We start from the raw sequence: 20,976 nt of genomic DNA on the forward strand, positions 1-20,976 counted from the left end.
ACGGCCCGCTCCCCCATCACGGGAAGCGGGCCGGCGAAAAACGTCGCAGTCGGTGCGCGACCAGTGCACTGCCGACACGCGGTCAGTGCACGAACCAGTACTGGCCGAGGTTCGTCAGTGTGCGGTACGACACCACGTACAGACCCTGCACGTTCATTTCGGAGATCTGGAAGGTGCCGTCGCTGTACACGGCCTCGACGACCGCGACATGGCCGTACGTGCCGTCGGCGCCGTCCTGACCGGGGTAGAACGAGAGCGCCGCGCCCACCTGCGGGTTGTGGTCGACGCGCAGTCCGTACGACGGCGCGGTCTGGTACCACTGGCCGCCGTTGCCGAGGAACGACGGCGTGCCGATGCCCATCTGCTTGCGGCGGTTGTAGGCCCACCACGTGCACTGACCGCCGGCGTAGGCGTTGCCGGAGTCGCCGTTGCTAGTGCCCTGACCGGACGATGACGAGCTGCTACTCGAGCTGCCGGAGTTACCGGAGTTGCTGGCGCTGCCGCCGTTCGTCGAGCCGCCAGTGTTCGTGGACGGTGTCGACGGCGTGGTCGGCGTCGTATTGGCGGCGTTGTTGTTCGTCGAACCGCCCGTGTTACCGCCGGTACTGCCCGAATCGGTGGTGCCCTGCGGGCCGACGGTCGGCTTCTGCGCGGCGGCGGCCTGTTCGGCGGCGTACTGACTGTTGAGCGAGTCGACTTCGGAGGCGATGAGCACGGTCTGTGCGGCCTGCTTCGCGGCGTCGCTCTTGAGTTGGCTCTGTGCGCTTTCGAGTTCGGCGCGCTTGGATTCGCCTTCCTTACGCAGGGATTCGAGCGAGTCGCGCTTGGCCTTCGCGTCGGCGGCCGCATCCTGCGCCGCGGCGAGCGCATCGTCGGCCTTGGCCTTGAGCTGTGTGATCTGTTCCTCAATGGCGGCGAGTCGCTCGCCGCGGTTCATCGACGTGTTGAGCGACACGGCAGCGTCGGAGGCGGCGTTCGATTCGGTGCGTGACAGCGCGTCGCGCGTCTGCATGGAGTTCACGAACTGCTTGGTGCTGGTTGATCCGGTGACCACGCTCATCACGTCGGACGCGTTGGAGCCGTGCATCGAATCGCGCGCCATCTGGGCGACGGCGGCGTGCGCGTCGTCGTAGTCCTTGCCGGTCTTCTTGATCTCGGCCTCGAGCGTCTCCTTGTCCTTCTGCGCGGCGGCGAGGCGCGCGGCCAGCGCGTCGGCCTCGTCCTGCGCCTGCGCGGCGGCGTCGTTCGCGGACGTCACGGCCTTCTGCGCGGCCGGGATCGTCGTGTTCGTCAGCGTGTCGAGTTCGACGATCTTGTCGGCCAGATCGGCGCTGACGCCGGCCAGCTTATCGCGCAGCTCCTGTTCGCGCGCGGCGCTGGACTGCTGCCGGGCCTGCGCGTCGAGCAGATCGCTGTACGTGTCCGCATACGCCTGCGGCACGGGCATCGCGACCATCGCGGCCGTGGAGGCGAACCCCATTGTTGCGCACAACGCTGCGGCCGACGCCATCGCGGCCGTGGACCTACCGACTCGTGTGAGCTTCATCAACGCGTCCTTTCGTCAAACAGGCACCACCATAACATACGGATCTGGGAGCATTACGCCTTGAGATAACGCCGCAGCGAGATCGTCGACGCGACGACCGACAGCAGCACCGCGCCGGCCACGAGGAACGGCGAGATCATGAGCACGGTCATCTGGTCGACATACGGAATCCACGTCACCGACTGCGCGAGCCAACCGGAGATGAACGTGCGCACGATCACCGACAGCATCACGCACGAGAGCACCGAGCCGACGAGCGACGCGACCACGCCCTCGAGGATGAACGGCAGGCGGATCGTCCAGTTCGACGCGCCGACCAGCCGCATGATCTCGGTCTCCTTGCTGCGCGACGCGGCGGACATGCGGATCGTCGTGGCGGTGAGCATGATCGCGACGAGCACCATCACCGCGGCGAGCACGGCGGTGATGACCGTGGCGCGGTTGAGCACGGCGAACACCGGTTCGAAGATCTGCCGCTGGTCGGACACCTCCTCGACGCCGTCCTGCCCGGACAGCACCTCGGCGACCACCTGGTATTTCTCGGGGTTCTTGAGCTTGAGCCACAGCGACGCCTGCATGTCGTCAGCGGTGAGCGTGCGGCCCTGGTATTCGCCGTTCGGATACTGCTTGAGGAACGTGTCCTTGTAGAAGTCCTCTTTCGACATGTACGTGATCTTCGAGACGACGTCGGGCAGCTCGTCGCGGATCTTCTGCTGCAGCGCGTCGATTTCGGACGCGCTCGGCGACTTGCCGCTCGCGCAGTTGGCGGACTGGCTGGTGCCGTCCGGGCACAGCCATACGACGACCTCGACCTGGTCGTACCAGCCGCCCTTCGCCTTGGTGATCTGCGCCTGCGTGAGCACGGATGCGCCGATGAACAGGAACGAGATGAACGTGACGAGCATCACGGACAGCAGCATCGGCACGTTGCGTTTGAGACTCGTCCAGGTTTCGGAGAGGATGAACCGTGCTCTCATCGGGTTTCCTCCTTGGGTTCGTCAGTGTCGTCTCGTTGCGATTGCGGCTGTGCGGGCGGGGCCGGGGGTGCTGGAGGCGCGAGGAGCGGTTGGGACGCCGGCTGATCGGCGGATGCGGACGAAGGCGCGGAGGCGGCGGACGATGCTGCATCATCGACGGATGCGTCAGTCGTTGCGTCAGTCGGCTCACCGGCGGACGCGGACGGCGTCTCGCTGGCATCGCCCGCAGTATCGTCGGCACCATCGGACGACACGGACACGACGGACGCATCATCATCGGCCGTGGTATAGGTCGCTGTCGTCGCAACGTCTGCAACCTGTTCCACGGACTGTTTCACATCGTCCTGTCCATGCGGTTCCGTCGATCCCGTACCGTTCGCGTCAGCCGACGTCGCAACCGAATCATCGGCACCATCCGAATCCTTCGCATCATCGGCGGCGTCGGCGTCGGACTTCCCGGCCGCATACTCGTCCAAACGCAGTCCCCTGCCCCACGTCAGCGTCGTCTCGACAGGCGCGAACGCCTCGCCGTACCGGCCGGTGCGGCCCGAATGCACGGAGTTCGCCAGCCGCGCGATGCCTTCATTGGTCTCGTCGCCGTTGATCACCTCGGAGACGTGCTCGACGATGCGTTCGGCCTGCTCGACGCGCGTGCCGGTCGGCTGCGGCGCAGCGAACTGCGGCTGCTCAGACGGCACGCCGAGCGCCTGCTTGGACCGGGACTCGACCTCCGCGTCGGGGAAGTACAGCGCGGAATCGTAGGAGCCCTGCCGTTCGTCGCGTACGATTTTGCCGGCGTGCAGTTCGACGACGCGCTTGCGCATCGAATTGACGATCTCCTCGTTGTGCGTGGCCATGACGATCGTGGTGCCGGTGCGGTTGATCGCGTCGAGCACCTCCATGATGCCGAGCGACGTGGTCGGGTCGAGGTTGCCGGTGGGCTCGTCGGCAAGCAGGATCTGCGGATGGTTGACGTACGCGCGGGCGATGGTGACGCGCTGCTGCTCGCCGCCGGACAGCTCGTGCGGATAGCTGTTCTCCTTGCCGGTGAGTCCCACGGTTTCGAGGACCTTCGGCACGAGCGACTTGATCGTGGATCGGCGTGTGCCGATCACCTCGAGCGCGAACGCGACGTTCTGCCAGACGGTCTTGTTGTTGAGCAGCTTGTAGTCCTGGAAGATGAAGCCGATCGAACGGCGGTACTGCGGCACCTGACGGTTGCTCAGACGGCGCAGGTCGTTGCCGGCGACGTGGATCTCGCCGTCGGTGGCCTCCTCCTCGCGCAGCAGCAGGCTGAGCAGCGTGGTCTTGCCGGAGCCGGACGCGCCGACGAGGAAGACGAAGTCACCTCGGTCGATGTGCAGATTGACGTCGTCCAGCGCGGGTCTCGTGCCGCGCGGGTAGATCTTGCTCACATGATCCAACGAGATGAGTGCCATATCGCCTTCCTTGATCCGTCTGATCCGTGGCGGCTCCCCTGCGCTTGTTCGGAGCGGAGAGGAGCCGTATACGAAGGATTACTCCGCTTCCTGTTCCGCCGCGCGGCGCTGCTCGTGACGCCAGCGGATGCCAGCCTCGATGAACGCATCGATGTCGCCGTCAAACACGGCCTGCGTCTGGCTGGTCTCGTAGCCGGTGCGCAGATCCTTGACCATCTGGTACGGATGCAGCACATAGGAACGCATCTGATCGCCCCAGCTGGCCTTGATGTCGCCGGCGATCTCCTTCTTCTTCTTGGCCTCCTCCTCGTGGCGCAGCACGAGCAGTCGGGACTGGAGCACGGCCATGGCGGCGGCACGGTTCTGGATCTGCGAGCGCTCGTCCTGCATGGTCACGACGATGCCGGTCGGCAAGTGGGTGATGCGCACCGCGGAGTACGTGGTGTTCACGCCCTGGCCACCGGGGCCGGAGGAGCAGTACGTATCGATGCGGATGTCGGTGTCCGGGATGTCGATGTGGTCGGTCGCCTCAACGAGCGGCACGACCTCGACCGCGGCGAAGCTGGTCTGGCGGCGGCCCTGGTTGTCGAACGGGGAGATGCGCACGAGACGGTGCGTGCCGCCTTCGACCGACAGGCGGCCGAACGCGTACGGGGCGTCCACCTGGAAGGTCGCGGACTTGATGCCGGCCTCTTCGGCATACGACGTGTCCATCACCTTGGCCTTGTAGCCGTTGCGCTCAGCCCAGCGCAGGTACATACGCAGCAGCATCTGCGCGAAGTCGGCCGCATCCACGCCGCCCGCGCCGGAGCGGATCGTGACGACAGCGGAACGTTCGTCGTATTCGCCGTCGAGCAGCGTCTGGATCTCCATGTCGTCGAGGTCCTGCTGGATCTTGCCGATCTCGGACTGCGCCTCGGCGAGCGAGTCGGCGTCCTCCATCTCACGGCCGAGCTCGACGAGCGTCTCCACGTCGTCGATGCGCTGGTTCGCGGAAGTGAGACGGCGCAGCTGGGCCTGCGCGGCCGACAGCTTGCTCGTGATCTTCTGCGCGTTCTCCGGATCGTCCCACAGGCCGGGTTCGGCCGCCTGCTGTTCGAGATCCTTGATGTCGGCCTTGAGCCGGTCCATGTCCAGCGCCTTGGCGATGGATTCGTATTTGGCGCGCGCGTCGCCGATCGCCTGATTATAGTCAAATTCTGCCATCGTATACCACCATATGTGTCGTTGCTGATGTATCCGGTCGTGTTGTCCTGGGTGCGCACAATATATGCATGAAACGCATATCCCTCATTGGGCATGCGCGGGCAAGGTGCGTCAAAGACCGGCGTAGATCGCCGGGATGACAAGGCTGAGCAGCATGGCGGCAGCGACGACGATGCACACCGCGCGCACGATGTTGCGGCGGCGACGTTCGCGCTGCTCTCGTTCGGCCTTGTACTCGTTCACAGTGCGCCATTGTAACGACTCGCCCGGATTTTACGCTCCGCGCGTCATGCCGTCGGTCACGCGATGGCATCGTAACCATGCGATCCGTCGTGAGACCTCGTCGTCGGTCACGCGATGGAATTGTACCCATTCAATCCGTCCTGTGGCTTCATTGCCGGTCACACGACGGCAGCCCGGTACCGTACTCACTATTACCGGCACCTACGGGTTCATCGCCAGTCACACGACGGCATCCCACACGATTTAATCCCATCGCGAGACCTTGGCTTGGTCACGGGATGGAAGATACGCGTGATTTTCCATCCCATGACCTGTCCATCCTGCACGAGACGGAATTGAATCGAATCAATCCATCCCGTGACCGCGAAACGAGCGCACGCGATGGAAGAGACTCGATTCAATACCATCGCATGCCAGGACGTCTCCTCACGGGATGGAAAACCGCGCGGATTTTCCATCCCGTGAGGAGCGGCGGCGCATGGGCGACTCCCCAACCTATGCTGGAGTCATTGATCACATGACTCGATAAGGAGCAATCAATGGCAAACGAACGCACCGCGTGGGGCTGGGGTCTGGCCTCGATCGACGCATCCGGCGCCACGCTGGACGTCTGGTATCCGCAGCTGACGCTGGGCGAGGCGCCCGCCGAAGCCGACCGGCCGAACCACGGGTTCGGCGCACTGGTCCACGACACGGCCGACGCGCGCGGCGTGCGTCGCGTCCCCGTGTTCACCATCTCCGATCTCGACGCCCCGATCGCCGACGCGGCCGACGCCTACCTGCGCCTGCACCTGCTCTCACAGCGTCTCGCCAAGCCGAACACGCTGAATCTGGACGGCATCTTCGCCAAACTCACCAACGTCGTGTGGACGAACTACGGCCCGTTCGCCGTCGCGGACTTCGCCCTGCGCAAGATCGACCTCGAATCCGCCGCCATCACCGCGGCCGACGCGTTCGCCGCGCAGGTCGGCCTGCCCACCGCCTCCCCCGCCGCGATGGTCACCGTCCTGTCCGTCGACAAGTTCCCGCGCATGATCGACTACGTCACTCCCACCGGCGTGCGCATCGGCGACGCCGACCGCGTCCGCCTCGGCGCTCACCTCGCCGAAGGCACCACCGTCATGCACGCCGGCTTCGTGAACTTCAACGCCGGCACGCTCGGCGTCTCCATGGTCGAGGGCCGCATCTCGCAGGGTGTCGTCGTCGGCGACGGCTCCGACATCGGCGGCGGTGCGTCCATCATGGGCACCCTGTCGGGCGGTGGCAAGCTGCGCAACTCGATCGGCGAGCACTCCCTGCTCGGCGCGAACGCGGGCATCGGCATCTCACTCGGCGACAACTGCGTCGTCGAAGCCGGCCTGTACATCACCGCCGGCACCAAGATCACCGTCTACGACAAGGCCAAGGTCGCCGCCGGCGAACCGCTCGACGTCGTCAAGGGCGCGGATCTGTCGGGCAAGAACAACATCCTGTTCATCCGCAACTCGGTCTCCGGCCGTATCGAGGCACGCTACCGCAAGACCGGCATCGAGCTCAACGACAAGCTGCACAAGAACTGAGCATGCGATAACGGAGCGTTATCTGCGTTGCTCCTCAGTCGACGTACTGTCGTACGTCTTCCTTCGGTGCGCCTTGATACCGCACACGTTATCGCACGTTCAGCGGCGCGACTGCGACAGCACGACCTGAAACCAGTCATTCCCTCAACGGACATACAGCCGATTCCATCGTTGCAATCGGCTGTATGTCCGTTGAGAAGGAGGGCGGGCGTTCGTCGGGAGAACCGTACTGTCCGTCGCTCAGCGCTCGTCGAGCGGCACGTAGTCGCGCAGCGTCTCGCCGGTGTACACCTGCCGCGGCCGGCCGATCTTCGTGTTCGGATCGGCGAGCATCTCACGGTACTGCGCGATCCAGCCGGGGATGCGGCCGAGCGCGAACAGCGTCGTGAACATCGCCGGGTCGAACCCGATCGCACGGTAGATCAGACCCGTGTAGAAATCGACGTTCGGGTACAGGTGACGCGACACGAAATAGTCGTCGGTCAACGCGATGTCCTCCAGCTCGGTGGCGACGTCGAACAGCGCGCGCTCGTCGGCCGGCAGTTTCGACGTGTCCTCGCGTTCCATGATCTTCTCGAGATACGTCTTGGCGATCGCCGCGCGCGGATCGTACGACTTGTACACGCGATGACCGAGTCCGGAGATGCGGTGCCCCTCGGTCTTCGCCTCCTCGACGAACTCGCGCACGGTCTTGCCGGAGTCGCGGATCGCCTTGAGCTGGCGCAGCACGGCCTCGTTCGCGCCACCATGTAGCGGGCCGGACAGCGCGTTGACGCCGGCCGCGACCGCCGAGTACAGGTTCGCATGAGCACTACCGGCGATGCGGACGACGGACGTGGAGCAGTTCTGCTCATGATCGGCGTGGATGATAAGCAGACGGCCGAGCGCGTGCACGTACAGCGGGTCGGATTCGAACGGCTCGTACGGCACGGCGAAGCACATGCGCAGGAAGTCGTCGACGTAGCCGCGCGCGTAGTCGGGGTACAGCATCGGCTCGTCGCGGCGGCGACGGAAGATGTACGACACGATGGTGCGCACCTTCGCCATGATGATGATCGCGGCCTCGTCGAGTTGGTCTGAGTCGTTGATGTCGGTGGTGTCCGGGTAGAACGTGGCGAGCGCGTTGATCGCGGACGCGAGGACGCTCATCGGGTGCGCGGTGCGCGGGAACGAACCCATGAACGTGCGGAAGTCCTCGCCGACCATCGTGCGGTGGTTGATCGCGGAGACGAACTGGTCATACTGCTCACGGCTGGGCAGTTCGCCGTGGCGCAGCAGCCACGCGACCTCGAGGAAGTCGGACTGGTCGCACAGCTGCTCGATCGGATAGCCGCGGTAGCGCAGGATCGAATGCTGACCGTCGATATACGTGATCTTCGATTCGCACTGCGCGGTGGTGAGAAAGCCCGGATCGAGCGTGACCCAGCCGTCGTTGCGCAGCTTCGACACGACGATGCCGTCCGGGCCGGCGCTGGCTTTGACGACCGGCAGGGTGTACTTGCTGTCATCGACGTTCAGCTGAGCTGTTGCCATACGGATGCTCCCCTCGGATTGCGGGCCGGCCATGGGCGTCGCCTTGCGTAGGATGCGGACGCGTCCGGCCCAAAAGTATGGCTCACTATATGGCATGTGTGTTTCGGCGCAAGTCCGCGTCTCAAAAACGCGGTTCGACGCACGATGACGGTCGACGATTCGTTGCTGCCTCCCGTTCCTTCCTTCTCGGAAGCGCAACAGACGCACGGCGGATTCTTTCTTTCCTCAACGGACATACAGCCGATTTGAGTGCCCGAATCGGCCGTATGTCCGTTGAGAAAGAAGCGATCCGCTATACACGACAGCACGAGCGCAGCAACCTGGGCACCTCTACACAGACGTACAGTCCTCCCCTCAACGGACATACGGCCGATTCGGGTGGCGAAATCGGCCGTATGTCCGTTGAGGAGGATGCGGGATCGTCACGAACGCGGGACCGCACAACGCAACAAGGCTCCCTCATCGGGAGCCTTTCGAGCAGCGATCATAACGACGTCACAGATTCGTGCGATCGGTGAAGATGATCGGGCCGTCGTCGGTGATCGCGATGGTGTGCTCGCTGTGCGCGCCGCGCGAGCCGTCCTCCGAGCGCAGCGTCCAGCCGTCCTTCGGATCCTGATAGATCTCGTCCGTGGTCTTGAGGAACCACGGTTCGATCGCAATGACCAGACCCGGGCGCAGACGGTAGCCGTGGTGCGCCTTGCCGTCGTTCGGCACGTGCGGATCGCCGTGCATGATGTGGCCGACGCCGTGGCCGCCGAACTCGAGATTGATCGGATAGCCGTAGGTGCGCGCGATGTCGCCGATCGTGTTGGAGATGTCGCCAAGACGGTTGCCCGGGCGGGCCACGTCAATGGCGGCGGCGAGCGCCTCCTCGGTGCACTTGATGAGACGCAGGTCCTCGGGGTCCTTGTCCTTGCCGACCACGAAGCTGACGGCGGAGTCGGCCACCCAGCCGTCCACGCTGATCGCGAGGTCAAGGCTGACCAGATCGCCGTCCTTGAGGCTGTAATCGTACGGGATGCCGTGCAGCACGGCGTCGTTCACGGACGTGCAGATGTAGTGGGCGAACGGGCCGGTGCCGAAGTCGGGCGCATAGTCGACGTAGCAGGATTCGGCGCCCTTGCGGTCGACGATCTTCTGATGCACGAACTCGTCGATCTCGAGCAGGTTGGTGCCGACCTTGGTGGTTTCCTGGAGCTCCTTGAGGATGCCGCCGACGAAACGGCCGGCGGGCTTCATCTCTTCGATTTCCTTGGGTGTTTTCAGTTCGATCATGCCGCCCAGCCTACTCAGACCGTACTACTTGCGGTTTCACCCGCGTTACTTGCGCGACTTGCCGAACGTGAACGCGCGCACGATGGCGGAGACACCCATCACGATCAACGCGCAACCGCCAAAGATGATGAGGAACATCATCGAACTGACCGGCGAGACGATCACGACCAGCCCCGCGATGATCGAGATGATCGCGTAGCACACGGCCCATCCGGACTTCGGCAGACGCCACGACTCGACGAGCGCCATCACGCCCTCCATGATCCAGCCGAAGCCAACGATCAGCGTCACGAAGATCGCGAGCGACGTGCCGGACAGCGCCGCGTTCTTGAGCATGATCACGCCGCCGAACGCGAGCAGACCGCCGACGAGGATGTCGAGCGCGCGCCAGCCGCCCGGCAGCCCGATGGTCACGAGGGCGCTGACGATGCGGATCACACCGGAGACGACGAAGTAGATGCCGAACGCCACAGCGAACACGGTGAGCGTCTTGCCCGGCCAGATGAGCAGGGCGAGGCCGAGGATCACGGCCACCGTGCCGACGATGCCGTACAGGCCGCGGATCGCGTTCTTGGCCTGCTGCGGCAGCGTCTCCTCGAACAGCTGGAACAGGTTGACCGGTTGCCAGCCGTTCTGGTTGCCATACTGGTTACCTTGGCCGTTCTGGTCATATGGATTCGGCTGATAGGCGAACGGCTGACCGTACGGCTGTTGCGTACCGTACGGATTGCCGTACTGCGTGTTCTGCTGATACTGGCCGTAGCCGTTGGGGTTGCCGTTCTGTCCGTTCTGGTTCGGCGCGCCGCCGTACGGATAGTACTGACCGTTGGGCTGGCCCTGCGGCGCGTAGGCGCCGTACTCCGGCTGCCCGTTCGGGTTGTTGCCGGACCGTGGATTGCCTGATTGCGGATTCTGATTCTGCCCGTTCATGTTCGGATCGCTCATCGTGACTCCCTGTCGTATGCGGTGCCAACGGCACCTGCCGCGGACGCGTGACCGCCGCGGCAGGTGCCGTATGATCGATACCTTCATCCTAGACATGATGTCTAATTCTTTCCATCAGCATAATGAGACAAACTGTCCGTTTACCGATTTTCTGTATCGGTATCCAACGGTCGCGTTCGTCATTGCACGCGAATAGGCTGGGCCGTATGAGTACAGTTCTGACCTCCGGCCTCGATCCGGCCGCGTTCTCCTCCGTTATCAAACCATCCGACGACTTCTTCCGCTACGTGAACGGCCCGTGGATCGACACGTACCGTCTGCCCGACGACAAGGCCCGGTACGGCGCCTTCGAAAAGCTCGCCGAGGATTCCGAAAACCAGATCCACGAAATCCTCGAAGACGACGCCTGCCCGGCCGTCAAGTCGCGTGCGCTCTATCGCTCCTTCCTCGACACCGACGCGATCGAGCAGGCCGGCATCACGCCGCTCAAGCCGGTGCTTGCCGCGATCGACGACGCCGCCGACAAGACCGCACTGACCCGCGTGCTCGGACAGTACGACCCGTCCGACGCGACCACGACGCCCTTCGGCTTCGGCATTTATGGAGATCCGGCCGATCCGGACACGAACGTCGTGCACATCGAGCAGTCCGGTCTCGGCCTGCCGGACGAAGCGTACTACCGCGAGGACCGCTATGAGCCGATCCGCACGGCCTACGTCGACATGGTCGCCAAGCAGCTACGCAACGCCGGGTACGGCGACGTCGAGACGACCGACGTGCAGGCGAAGCGCTTCCTCGACGTCGAGACGCGCATCGCCGCGCACCACTGGGACAACGTGACCACGCGCGATCCGCAGAAGACCAACAACCCCACCGACTTCGCCACGCTGAGCGGCGAGCTGGCACACTTCGACCTCCCCGCATGGGCCGGCGCCTGGCAGCAGGCGTATGACGCGACCGCCGCCGCGGCCGCGCAGCCGGTGGACCTGCACGCCGCGCTGAGCCACGTCATCGTGCATGAACCGAGCTTCCTGACCGGCTTCGACCAGTTCTGGGACACCGCCGAGCTTGACGATCTCAAGCTGTGGGCGCGCGTGCACGCGATCATCGGCACCGCAGCGTATCTCAGCCGCGACTTCGACGAGACGAACTTCGACTTCTACGGCAAGGTGCTGTCGGGCGCGAAGGTGCAGCGCGACCGCTGGAAGCGCGCTGTGTCGCTGGTCAACGGCATCTGCGGCGAGGACGTCGGCCGCGAATACGTCCGCCGCCACTTCCCCGAAAGCTCCAAGCAACGCATGGAGCAGCTCGTCGCGAACCTGATCGACGCCTACCGCGTGTCGATCAGCGGCAGCACCTGGCTCGGTGAGGCCACGAAGACCAAGGCCCTCGAGAAGCTGTCGAAGTTCACGCCAATGATCGGCTACACCGAGCACTGGCGCGACTACGGCGCGCTTGACGTGCGCGAGGATGCTACGCTCGTCGAGAACATGGCCGCGGCCAGCCTGTACGAGAACGGCTACCAGCTCGCCAAGGCCGGCAAGCCGGTCGACAAGGGCGAGTGGGAGATGAACCCGCAGACCGTGAACGCCTACTACGATCCAAGCAAGAACGTGATCGTGTTCCCGGCCGCGATCCTGCAGCCGCCGTTCTTCAACCCCGAGGCCGACGACGCGGCCAACTACGGCGGCATCGGCGCGGTGATCGGCCACGAGATCGGCCACGGCTTCGACGACCAGGGATCGCAGTTCGACGGTGACGGCAAGCTCAACAACTGGTGGACCACCGAGGATCGCGCGAACTTCGAACAGCGCACCACGGCGCTCATCGAGCAGTACAACGCGTTCGTGCCGACGCAGCTGGCCGAGAAGTATGCCGACGACCCAAGCAAGGCCCCGCACGTCAACGGCGCACTGACCATCGGCGAGAACATCGGCGATCTGGGCGGCGTGAACATCGCGCTCAAAGCGTACGCGTTCGCGTTGGACGAGGCCGCCGGCCGTCCGAAGGACGGCTCACCGGAGGCGATCAAGGCCGCGCTGGACACCGCGCCGGTCATGGACGGCTTCACCGGCCTGCAGCGCTTCTTCCTGAGCTACGCCTCGATCTGGCGCGGCAAGAACCGCGACGAACTGGCCGAGCAGTTCCTGCAGATCGACCCGCACTCCCCCGCCGAATGCCGCACCAACGGCATCGTGCGCAACGTGGACCTGTTCTACACGGCCTTCGGCGTGCACGATGGCGACGGCATGTGGCTCGCCCCGGAGCAGCGCGTCTCCATCTGGTGACGTCACTCGGGGATCCGCTCGGGGGTCTACTCCGAGTGACTACCCCGAGTAGATCCCCGGGTAACTCGGGTAGCACCCAAGCGGCATGGTGTCCGGCGACGAAGCCGGGCACCATCTGCCCGAAGCCTCATATCCTCCTTTCTCCTCAGCCCACCTCTCAGTGGACATGCAGCCGATAGGCACCCTCATATCGGCTGCATGTCCGCTGATGTATGTTCACCGAGAGGTGAGCACTATCGCATGATGTCTGGTTAGAACTCGGGAGCGGAAAATTCTTCTTGGGAGGGTTGTGTGGCGACTGGCGGTGGCGTATCCGTGGGCGGCGAAGCGACGGATACGGCGGCCAGCGGCGGCTGATCGGCACTTCCTGGAACGTCGTTTGCCACGCCTTGCTGTGCGTTGGCGAACGGATCGTTGCCCGGACCAGCCGCGGCGACCTGATCCACTGGCGAGCCAGCAGACGGCACACCAGCTTCACCGGCACCAACACCCGCATTGGCACCAGCCATGCCACCGCCGGCCGACAAGGCATCGGCGGCGCCCCCGTCGGCATTCGCATCCGCCGTCGCACCGGCGCTGCGTGACGGTTGCGCAAGATGCGTGGTGCCGTAATTGAGATCATGTCCCACGTTGCTGGCCTCCAGCACGATCCGTGTCCGTTTCTCACCGGTCTCGGTCGCCCATTCCTCGGTGGCCAGTACGCCGGTAGCGATCACCGGTTGCCCCAATCGCACCGAAGACAGCACGTTGCCAGCCAGCGCACGGTAGGTCTTCACGGTGATCCATGTGGTCGGCGTGGTCTTCCACTGCCGGTTCGCGTCGTAATAACCGCGCGTGCACGCGAGCCTGAACGTACAGATCGTGGGCGGACTGCTGTGCCCGAATCCCTGTGGCGCACTGCCCACGCGGCCGGTGATGGTGACGAGTCCCTGTTGCAAAGCCATGGCGAATCCTTCCGTCGCATCGTCGTCGAGGTGGTCCGCACGGATCGCACTGCTGGGACCCTGTCGAAGCGCCTTGAGGAGAGGTGAGAGAAGGGAAGAAAGGCTCTTCGTCCCGTCAAACCAGCAGTGCGACCCGCGCGGTAGATTCCACTATGCCCCAGTCCGCCCATCCTCCGGCAGGTAAACGACCAATGTGGACGCAAACGGAACCTCCCGGCGTGTTGTGGATAACTCACCGTGGATAACTCGCCGACTTATCCACGGCAAACGTTCCACCCCGGTCACCACCCGCCGCCCATCCACAACCTCATCCACAACCCCACTCAATGACGCCGCCACAAAACCGCATCGGTGCACCATCACCACCACATGTCTGGTCATCGCCAATCCTCCGACGGACATACAGCCGATCACGCCTCGAAAATCGGCTGCATGTCCGTCGATTACATGCATCTTCATTGAGAAAACACACCAACCGAATATCGCACAACAGCAGCCCGTCCATACACGACGAGGGCCTCTCCAAACCGGAGAGGCCCTCGTCATCACTCGTCATTCCGCAACGAACATCACCGCACGCTCGGCGACATTAGACATTACGCCGATGCCGCGGAACCACATATCGTACGCAAGTCGCGTCGCGCACTACACGTACTGCCCTCGCGCCGCGAGCTACGAACGCAACGCACGACACCACGCGTCACAGACGGTCGACGATCGCGGCGACCGCGTCGGCGACCGGCACGGCGACCGAGTTCTCGCCGTTGCGGTCACGCACCTCGATCGTGCCGTTGTTGACCGTGTCGCGGCCGACGACGGCGATCAGCGGCACGCCGATCAGCTCGGCGTCCTTGAACTTGACGCCCGGGGAGACCTTCTTGCGGTCATCGTAGATGACCTCCACGCCACGCGCCTCGAGATCGGCGACGAGCTGCTCGGCGGCGTCGAACGCGGCCGCGTCCTTGCCGGTGGCCACGACGTGCACCTGCGCCGGCGCGATCACGGACGGCCAGGCAAGACCCTTCTCGTCGTGATGCGTCTCGGCGACGCACGCGAGCACACGGGACACGCCGATGCCATAGCAGCCCATCCACACCGGAACCGTCTTGCCGTTCTGGTCAAGCACCTTGAGATCCAGCGCCTTGGAGTACTTGAGACCGAGCTGGAACACCTGGCCGATCTCCACGCCGCGCTCGAAGCTCAACGGGCCGGAACCGTCCGGGCTCATGTCGCCGTGGCGCACCTCGACGGCCTCCACCACGCCGTCGGCCTTGAAATCGCGGCCGTAGACGAGGTTGTAGTAGTCGACCTCATGCTCGTCGGCACCGGTGAACCACGCGGAACCCTTGACGACGTGCGCGTCCACAAGGTAGCGCAGCGGATCCTTGACGCCGGCGGCCTCGGCCTGCGGGCCGAGCACCATCGGGCCGATGTAGCCCGGCACCAGCTCCGGATGTGCCTTGAGATCCTCTTCGGTGGCCTCTTCAAGCTCGGCGGGCGCGAACTGCGCCTCGAGACGCTTCATGTCGACCGTGCGGTCGCCCGGCACGCCGACGACGATGATCTCGCGCCACGGCTCGTCGTGCTCCGCGTCCTCCGGGTGCTTGACCGCGATGACCACGTTCTTGAGGATGTCGGAGGCCTCCCACGAGCGGCCGTCCGCACGCGGATGGTCGGCGTTGGCGCGTTCGATCATCTTGTCGATGGTCTTCGCGTCCGGCGTGGCCTCCTTCGTGGCGGCCGGGGTCTCGGACGCGTCGATCTCCGGCAGTTCGGGCGTGTGCAGCGCCTCGACGTTCCACGCCTTGCCGCTCGGGGCGAGCGCGAACGTATCCTCGCCGATCGGCATCGGCGCGAGGAACTCCTCGGACGCGGAGCCGCCCATCGGGCCGGACATCGCGAACACCGGCACGTACTTCAGGCCGATGCGCTGGAACACGCGCTCGTACGCGCCGCGTTCGTCCATGTACGCCTTGCGCATGCCCTCCTCGTCCATGTTGAACGAGTAGGCGTCCTTCATCACGAATTCGCGGCCACGGATCAGGCCGGCGCGCGGACGGAACTCGTCACGGTACTTGGTCTGGATCTGGTACAGCACGACCGGCAGATCCTTGTACGACGAATACATGTCCTTGACGAGCAGCGTGAACATCTCCTCGTGCGTCGGCGCGAGCAGGTAGTCGGCCTGATGACGATCCTTGAGACGGAAGATGTTGTCGCCGTACTCTTCCCAGCGGTGGGTGGCCTCGTACGGTTCGCGCGGCAGCAGCGCCGGGAAGTGCACCTCCTGCGCGCCGATGCCGTCCATCTCCTCGCGGATGATCGTCTCGATCTTGTTCAGAACACGTAGGCCGAGCGGCAGCCACGTCCAGATGCCGGGCGCGGCTTTGCGGATGTAGCCGGCTCGCTGCAGCAGTTTCGCGGAATCGACGTCCGCGTCGGCGGGGTCCTCGCGCAGGGTGCGCAGGAACAGGGTAGACATACGAAGTGCTTTGGAACTCATGGGTTCCAAACTACTCAATCAAGGGGACGTTGCCGGCCGAGGCCGTATCGTCGCCTTCTTCTTCCCAACGGACATACAGCCGATCGACCGGGCGGAATCGACTGTATGTCCGTTGAGGTTAGGTTGTTAGGCGGATGGGTTGTTAGACGGATGATTCAGCCGACGCAATCAAGTCACCGCACTTCTCTAACGGGCATACAGCCAATTCGGCACCGCGTTTCGGCTGTATGTCCGTTGAGGGTGAGGGGCGACGATCGGTTGAGGTCGGACCGATCGACTTACTTGAGGCTGGCGGTGACGGCGTCGACGGCGGCCTGCAGGGTCTTGGTGTGCTCCTGATACCACGTGGTGTTCCGCTTGATGCCGTCGATTGCGGACTGATATTCGGAATCCGCGTCGACGTTGCAGGAGGCGAGCGCCGGGGTCTCGACGGAGAGCTCCTTATTGAGCGCGTCGAGGGTCTTGGCGTCGTTCACGTCGTCCTTGGTGTAGGCGGAGGCCGTGGCGGCGTCGCCGTTGACGAGTCCGTTGTATTCGTTCTGGGCGACGCGCAGGTCGTCGGAGACCGTCGCGCACTCGGCCTTCAGCGTCGCGACGTCGGGACCGCCGAACATGGTCACGCCGATCACGACGGCGGCCACGATCAGGACGACCGCGACGACCGCCGCGATGATGATCGTCGTACGCTTCTTCTTCGCACCGTCGCCGGCCACGGCAAGCTCCTTCTTGTCTTCAGTTGCCAATGTTCTGCTCCTTTCTGGCAAACATCGGCATACTGTAGCAGCACGGCCTACGCTAGTGGCGTCATCGTCATCGTGCGTCTCACCGTCACCTCATGTTTTTGAAACGATGACGTCGCGTATCGTGGCGCATCCTCGACTCGTCGTTCATCGGACCGGACACGCAACGTGCGAAACGGCAGCTCCCGTCCTTGGGCATATCGTTTGTGCCGCATGCCGGCGCAGGAAATTCGGGAAAACGAGCCTGCCGTCCCGAATTTCTTGCGCTCAGTCAACGTCAGTGCAAGATATTCGGGAAAACAGGCCTTATGTCCCGAATTTCCTACGTTGAGTCATCGTCAGTGCGGGAAATTCGGGACGAAGCCGAACATTCCCCGAATTTCCTGCGCCAGTACACAGTGCATCTCGTCGATACGCGACAGATACACCTACCGCGACAGATCACAGCCAGCGCGACGAATCGCAACAGATCACAACCGACATACCGAAACACGACTGCGGCAACAAATCGCAACGGATCGCTGTCACAACAGACCACGACCGGCATGACAAATCACAACTGCCACAATAGACCGACCGGCACAACAGGCCGCGACTGCGGCAACAAATCGCACTTGCCGTAACAGCCCACAAGCCGCAACGGACCACGACCGGCACAAGGAAACGGGTCGCAAACGCTGCCAGCGGCGTCGCAAACGAAGCCATAATACGACCGGGATCAACACCGATCCGCTAGAACAGCTCACCTTGCCCGAACTCGTCATCGGCGCCACCGACACCATCACCCACATCCCGCCGCGCCGCCGGATCGAACGCCGCCGCACCCCGCTCGGCCAGCACCGCGGCCGCACCCTCCGAACCGCGCCGCAACGCACCGTCCAGCCGCACCGCATCGGGCGACACGAGGAACATCCGCTCGTTCACGCCCTCCAGATACAGCCCATCCATCGACTCCACGCGCGACAGCGCCACATAGCCCATGCCCGGCGCGAATGTCCGCCGCAGATCCATCACCGCCCGGTCCAGCGTCATGCCCTGCGACTTGTGGATCGTGATCGCCCACGCGCAGCGCAGCGGCACCTGGTTGACCGACGCGAGCACGGTCTCGCCGTCCATCATCTCCCACGCGGCCGGCTTCATCGTTACCACGTTGCCGTTTTCGAACTCGACGATCGGCCATCCGTCTTTCGCCTCGGACGCGAATCCGCGCACCGTGCCGATCGACCCGTTGACGTACTGCCGGTCGGCGTCGTTGCGCAGCGCCATCACCGCCGCGCCGGCCTTCAGCACCAGCTTCTCCGGCGCGAGCATGTTCTTCTTCAGCCGGTCCACGAGGTTCGCCGGCCCGGCCGCCTGAGCAACGAACGTGTGCTCCTCGGCACCGATCTGCGCGAGCCGCAGGTCGTTGAGTCCATCGGCCTGACGGTTGACCGGGAACAGGTGCACCGCCACTTCCCCGTCGCCCGGCGCCACACCGAGCCGTGTGACGAGCGCGTCGCGGTCGTCCTGGTCGACGCAGCCATCGCGGATGTCGGTGAGCACGCCGAGCAGCCGCCCGTCGTCCTGACGATGCTGTTCGGTCAGGTAGCACACGACCGGGTCGAGCTCACGCCACACCAGCGATTCGGTGACGAACCCTTCCGGGTTCAGTCCGGCCTTCGCGTATCGTTCGCGCGCGGCGACGAACTCGGGCGTGGGCGTGATCAGATCGTTGTTGCGCCCGCCCACGCTCACCGGCGGCAGCTGGAAGAAGTCGCCGGACAGCACGACCTGGATGCCGCCGAACGGGCGCGGATCGCGGCGGATCGCACGGCACACCTGATCGACCATGTCGAACAGCCACGCGTGCATCATGGAGACTTCATCGATGACGAGGACGTCGGTGGCCTCGATCTTGCGCCGGCGCCGCGTCTTGATGGTCTTGAGCAGGTTCGCGGTGAGCGAGGTCGCCACGCCGACGCCGCTCCACGAGTGGATGGTCTGCCCGTTGATGTGCGTGGACGCGATGCCGGTGGACGCGGTGACGGCCACGGACGCACCGGCCTTGCGCGCGGCGGCGATGAACTCGTTGAGCACGTACGTCTTGCCCGCGCCCGGCGCGCCGGTGAGGAATACGTTTGCACCGGCCTGCAGGATCGCCAGCGCCTCGCTTTGCTGCATATCGGCTCGACTCCGCTCAGCCGTTCAGCCGATCAACCGATCGAGCACCTGCAGTACGCCATGCTCGACGTTCGTGGGCGCAATGTAGTGCGCGGCAGCCTTGAGATCGGGATGCGCGTTGCCCATCGCGAACGAGTACTCGCCGGCCGACAGCATTTCGAGATCGTTGAGATAGTCGCCGAACACCGCGGTCTGCGCGGGCGTGGCGTCGAGGTGCCGCTGCAGCGCCTCGACGCCACGCCGCTTGTCGGTCTCGTGGTTCATGATGTCGACCCAGTGCGCGCCGGAGACGACCACCTGCCAGTCGCGCGCGATACCGCCGAGCAGATCGGCGGCCATCGACTCGGCGTCGCCGAAGTCGAAGATCGCGAGCTTGAGCATCGTCTCGTCGCCGCGCTCGACGCTCGGCAGCACGGCGTGCAGGTCGGGCACGATCTCAAGCGCGTGATAGTACTTGCGGCATTCGTCGACGAACGCCGGATCGGTGCGCTGCACGTACGCCGTGTTCAGTCCGCACAGCACGAGGCCGACGTCGTGCGTGCCGTTCGCGACGGCTGCGTCGACCATGTCGATGACGGTGCGTGAGACGGCGACGTCCACACCGTGGACTTCGATGACCTCGCCGTCCGCGACGACGACATTGCCGTTCTCCGCGATGTACGACAGTTCGCGCGGCGTACGACCGGCGAACATGGACCGCAGCGTGGCGTACTGGCGGCCTGACGCGGGCACGAATTCGACGCCGCGCGACTGCAGGCGCTCGAGTTCCGGCCAGAAGTCGGATGGGATCTCGCTGTGCTCGTCGAGCAGCGTGCCGTCCATGTCGGCGACGACGAGTCTGATGTCTGCAGGACCGGCGATCTCGGTCCAGTCGGCTGCGGTCATGCGGCGGTTCCTTTCGGTATCGGTGTCGCGTGCGGCTTCCTCTTCGAGAGGAGTCACAGCATGCGATTACTTGTTGAGGATGCTGGTAGCGACAACGTCGGCGGCGATGCGCTTGGCGGTCGCCTCGTCCGGGCCGGGGGCGGGCGCCATGAACGCCTCGCGGTAGTAGCGCAGCTCATCGAGCGATTCGATGATGTCGGCGAGCGCGCGGTGGCCGCCGTTCTTCGGCGGGCGGTTCTCGTACACGGCCGGGTACCAGCGGCGGGCAAGCTCCTTGAGGGTGCTCACGTCGACGCTGCGGTAGTGCAGGTGGCTCATGAGGTTCGGCATGTAGTGGTCGAGGAACTTCTTATCGGAGCCGATGGTGTTGCCGGCGAGCAGCGGGCGCACGCCGTCCGGGGTGAAGCGCAGCACGTATTCGGTGACCTTCTGCTCGGCCTCCTCGAGGCTCAGGCCGTGCTCCCACTCGTTGATGAGGCCGGAACGGGTGTGCATGGTGCGCACGAAGTCGTTCATGTGCGCGACGGCCTTGTCGGACGGCTTGATGACGTAGTCCACGCCTTCGTCGAGCACGTTGAGGTCGAAGTCGGTCGGCACGACGGACACTTCGACCAGCTCGTCGCCGCCGAAGATGTCGAGTCCGGTCATCTCGCAATCGATCCAGATCAGTCGCGAATCCTTCGCACTGTATGTTTCCGCATCATGGCTGTCCACCATCGTATGCCGCCTT

At 64.5% G+C, this 20,976-nt stretch carries 16 protein-coding genes; 2 read left to right on the forward strand and 14 right to left on the reverse strand.

Annotated features, from left to right (window positions below; genetic code table 11):
• Nucleotides 1-82: 82 nt before the first annotated feature.
• From DSM100688_RS05490 to DSM100688_RS12215, 5 genes are all read right to left on the reverse strand, one after another.
• A complete protein-coding gene (locus DSM100688_RS05490) occupies nt 83-1,546 on the reverse strand; it encodes a CHAP domain-containing protein (RefSeq protein ID WP_420837482.1) in 1,464 nt (487 codons plus the stop codon).
• 53 nt (nt 1,547-1,599) lie between these two features.
• Nucleotides 1,600-2,523, reverse strand: a complete 924-nt coding sequence (ftsX, locus tag DSM100688_RS05495; protein WP_152358145.1) for a permease-like cell division protein FtsX — start codon at nt 2,521-2,523, stop codon at nt 1,600-1,602.
• Entirely contained in the window at nt 2,520-3,962 is a 1,443-nt protein-coding gene (gene ftsE, locus DSM100688_RS05500) for a cell division ATP-binding protein FtsE (RefSeq protein WP_152358146.1), read from the reverse strand. Before ftsE ends, ftsX begins: the two co-directional genes overlap by 4 nt.
• A gap of 78 nt (nt 3,963-4,040) precedes the next feature.
• On the reverse strand, nt 4,041-5,168 hold the full coding sequence (gene prfB / locus DSM100688_RS05505) for a peptide chain release factor 2 (protein WP_152358147.1): 1,128 nt from the start codon (nt 5,166-5,168) through the stop codon (nt 4,041-4,043).
• Between the two features lie 111 nt (nt 5,169-5,279).
• Nucleotides 5,280-5,411, reverse strand: a complete 132-nt coding sequence (locus tag DSM100688_RS12215; RefSeq protein ID WP_276607807.1) for a hypothetical protein — start codon at nt 5,409-5,411, stop codon at nt 5,280-5,282.
• Nucleotides 5,412-5,950: 539 nt separating this feature from the next.
• On the opposite strand from DSM100688_RS12215, the gene dapD reads away from it, so the two are divergent.
• Nucleotides 5,951-6,970 carry a 2,3,4,5-tetrahydropyridine-2,6-dicarboxylate N-succinyltransferase gene (gene dapD / locus DSM100688_RS05510; protein WP_152358148.1) on the forward strand — a complete coding sequence of 340 codons (1,020 nt, stop codon included), beginning with the start codon at nt 5,951-5,953 and terminating at the stop codon, nt 6,968-6,970.
• Between the two features lie 240 nt (nt 6,971-7,210).
• Here dapD and DSM100688_RS05515 read toward each other — a convergent pair whose 3' ends face one another.
• The 3 genes from DSM100688_RS05515 to DSM100688_RS05525 form a co-directional block, all read right to left on the reverse strand.
• A complete protein-coding gene (locus DSM100688_RS05515; RefSeq protein ID WP_152358149.1) occupies nt 7,211-8,503 on the reverse strand; it encodes a citrate synthase in 1,293 nt (430 codons plus the stop codon).
• 495 nt (nt 8,504-8,998) lie between these two features.
• A complete protein-coding gene (map, locus tag DSM100688_RS05520) occupies nt 8,999-9,781 on the reverse strand; it encodes a type I methionyl aminopeptidase (RefSeq protein ID WP_152358150.1) in 783 nt (260 codons plus the stop codon).
• A gap of 45 nt (nt 9,782-9,826) precedes the next feature.
• Nucleotides 9,827-10,726 (reverse strand): HdeD family acid-resistance protein, encoded by a 900-nt coding sequence (locus DSM100688_RS05525; protein ID WP_420837483.1) that lies wholly within the window; start codon nt 10,724-10,726, stop codon nt 9,827-9,829.
• Between the two features lie 206 nt (nt 10,727-10,932).
• On the opposite strand from DSM100688_RS05525, the gene DSM100688_RS05530 reads away from it, so the two are divergent.
• Nucleotides 10,933-13,014, forward strand: a complete 2,082-nt coding sequence (locus DSM100688_RS05530; RefSeq protein ID WP_152358151.1) for a M13 family metallopeptidase — start codon at nt 10,933-10,935, stop codon at nt 13,012-13,014.
• Nucleotides 13,015-13,265: 251 nt separating this feature from the next.
• Here DSM100688_RS05530 and DSM100688_RS05535 read toward each other — a convergent pair whose 3' ends face one another.
• From DSM100688_RS05535 to orn, 6 genes are all read right to left on the reverse strand, one after another.
• On the reverse strand, nt 13,266-13,958 hold the full coding sequence (locus tag DSM100688_RS05535) for a single-stranded DNA-binding protein (protein ID WP_152358152.1): 693 nt from the start codon (nt 13,956-13,958) through the stop codon (nt 13,266-13,268).
• 700 nt (nt 13,959-14,658) lie between these two features.
• Nucleotides 14,659-16,461 (reverse strand): proline--tRNA ligase, encoded by a 1,803-nt coding sequence (locus tag DSM100688_RS05540; RefSeq protein WP_163146887.1) that lies wholly within the window; start codon nt 16,459-16,461, stop codon nt 14,659-14,661.
• Between the two features lie 278 nt (nt 16,462-16,739).
• Nucleotides 16,740-17,204 (reverse strand): hypothetical protein, encoded by a 465-nt coding sequence (locus DSM100688_RS05545; RefSeq protein WP_152358154.1) that lies wholly within the window; start codon nt 17,202-17,204, stop codon nt 16,740-16,742.
• A 729-nt stretch (nt 17,205-17,933) separates the two neighbouring features.
• Entirely contained in the window at nt 17,934-19,361 is a 1,428-nt protein-coding gene (locus DSM100688_RS05550; protein ID WP_152358155.1) for a PIF1 family DEAD/DEAH box helicase, read from the reverse strand.
• Nucleotides 19,362-19,385: 24 nt separating this feature from the next.
• Nucleotides 19,386-20,246 carry a Cof-type HAD-IIB family hydrolase gene (locus DSM100688_RS05555; protein ID WP_152358156.1) on the reverse strand — a complete coding sequence of 287 codons (861 nt, stop codon included), beginning with the start codon at nt 20,244-20,246 and terminating at the stop codon, nt 19,386-19,388.
• A gap of 66 nt (nt 20,247-20,312) precedes the next feature.
• Nucleotides 20,313-20,963 carry an oligoribonuclease gene (orn, locus tag DSM100688_RS05560; protein ID WP_152358157.1) on the reverse strand — a complete coding sequence of 217 codons (651 nt, stop codon included), beginning with the start codon at nt 20,961-20,963 and terminating at the stop codon, nt 20,313-20,315.
• Between the last annotated feature and the right edge of the window lie 13 nt (nt 20,964-20,976).

Source organism: Bifidobacterium ramosum (assembly GCF_009299505.1).
In the GTDB taxonomy this organism is placed as follows: Bacteria; Actinomycetota; Actinomycetes; order Actinomycetales; family Bifidobacteriaceae; genus Bifidobacterium; species Bifidobacterium ramosum.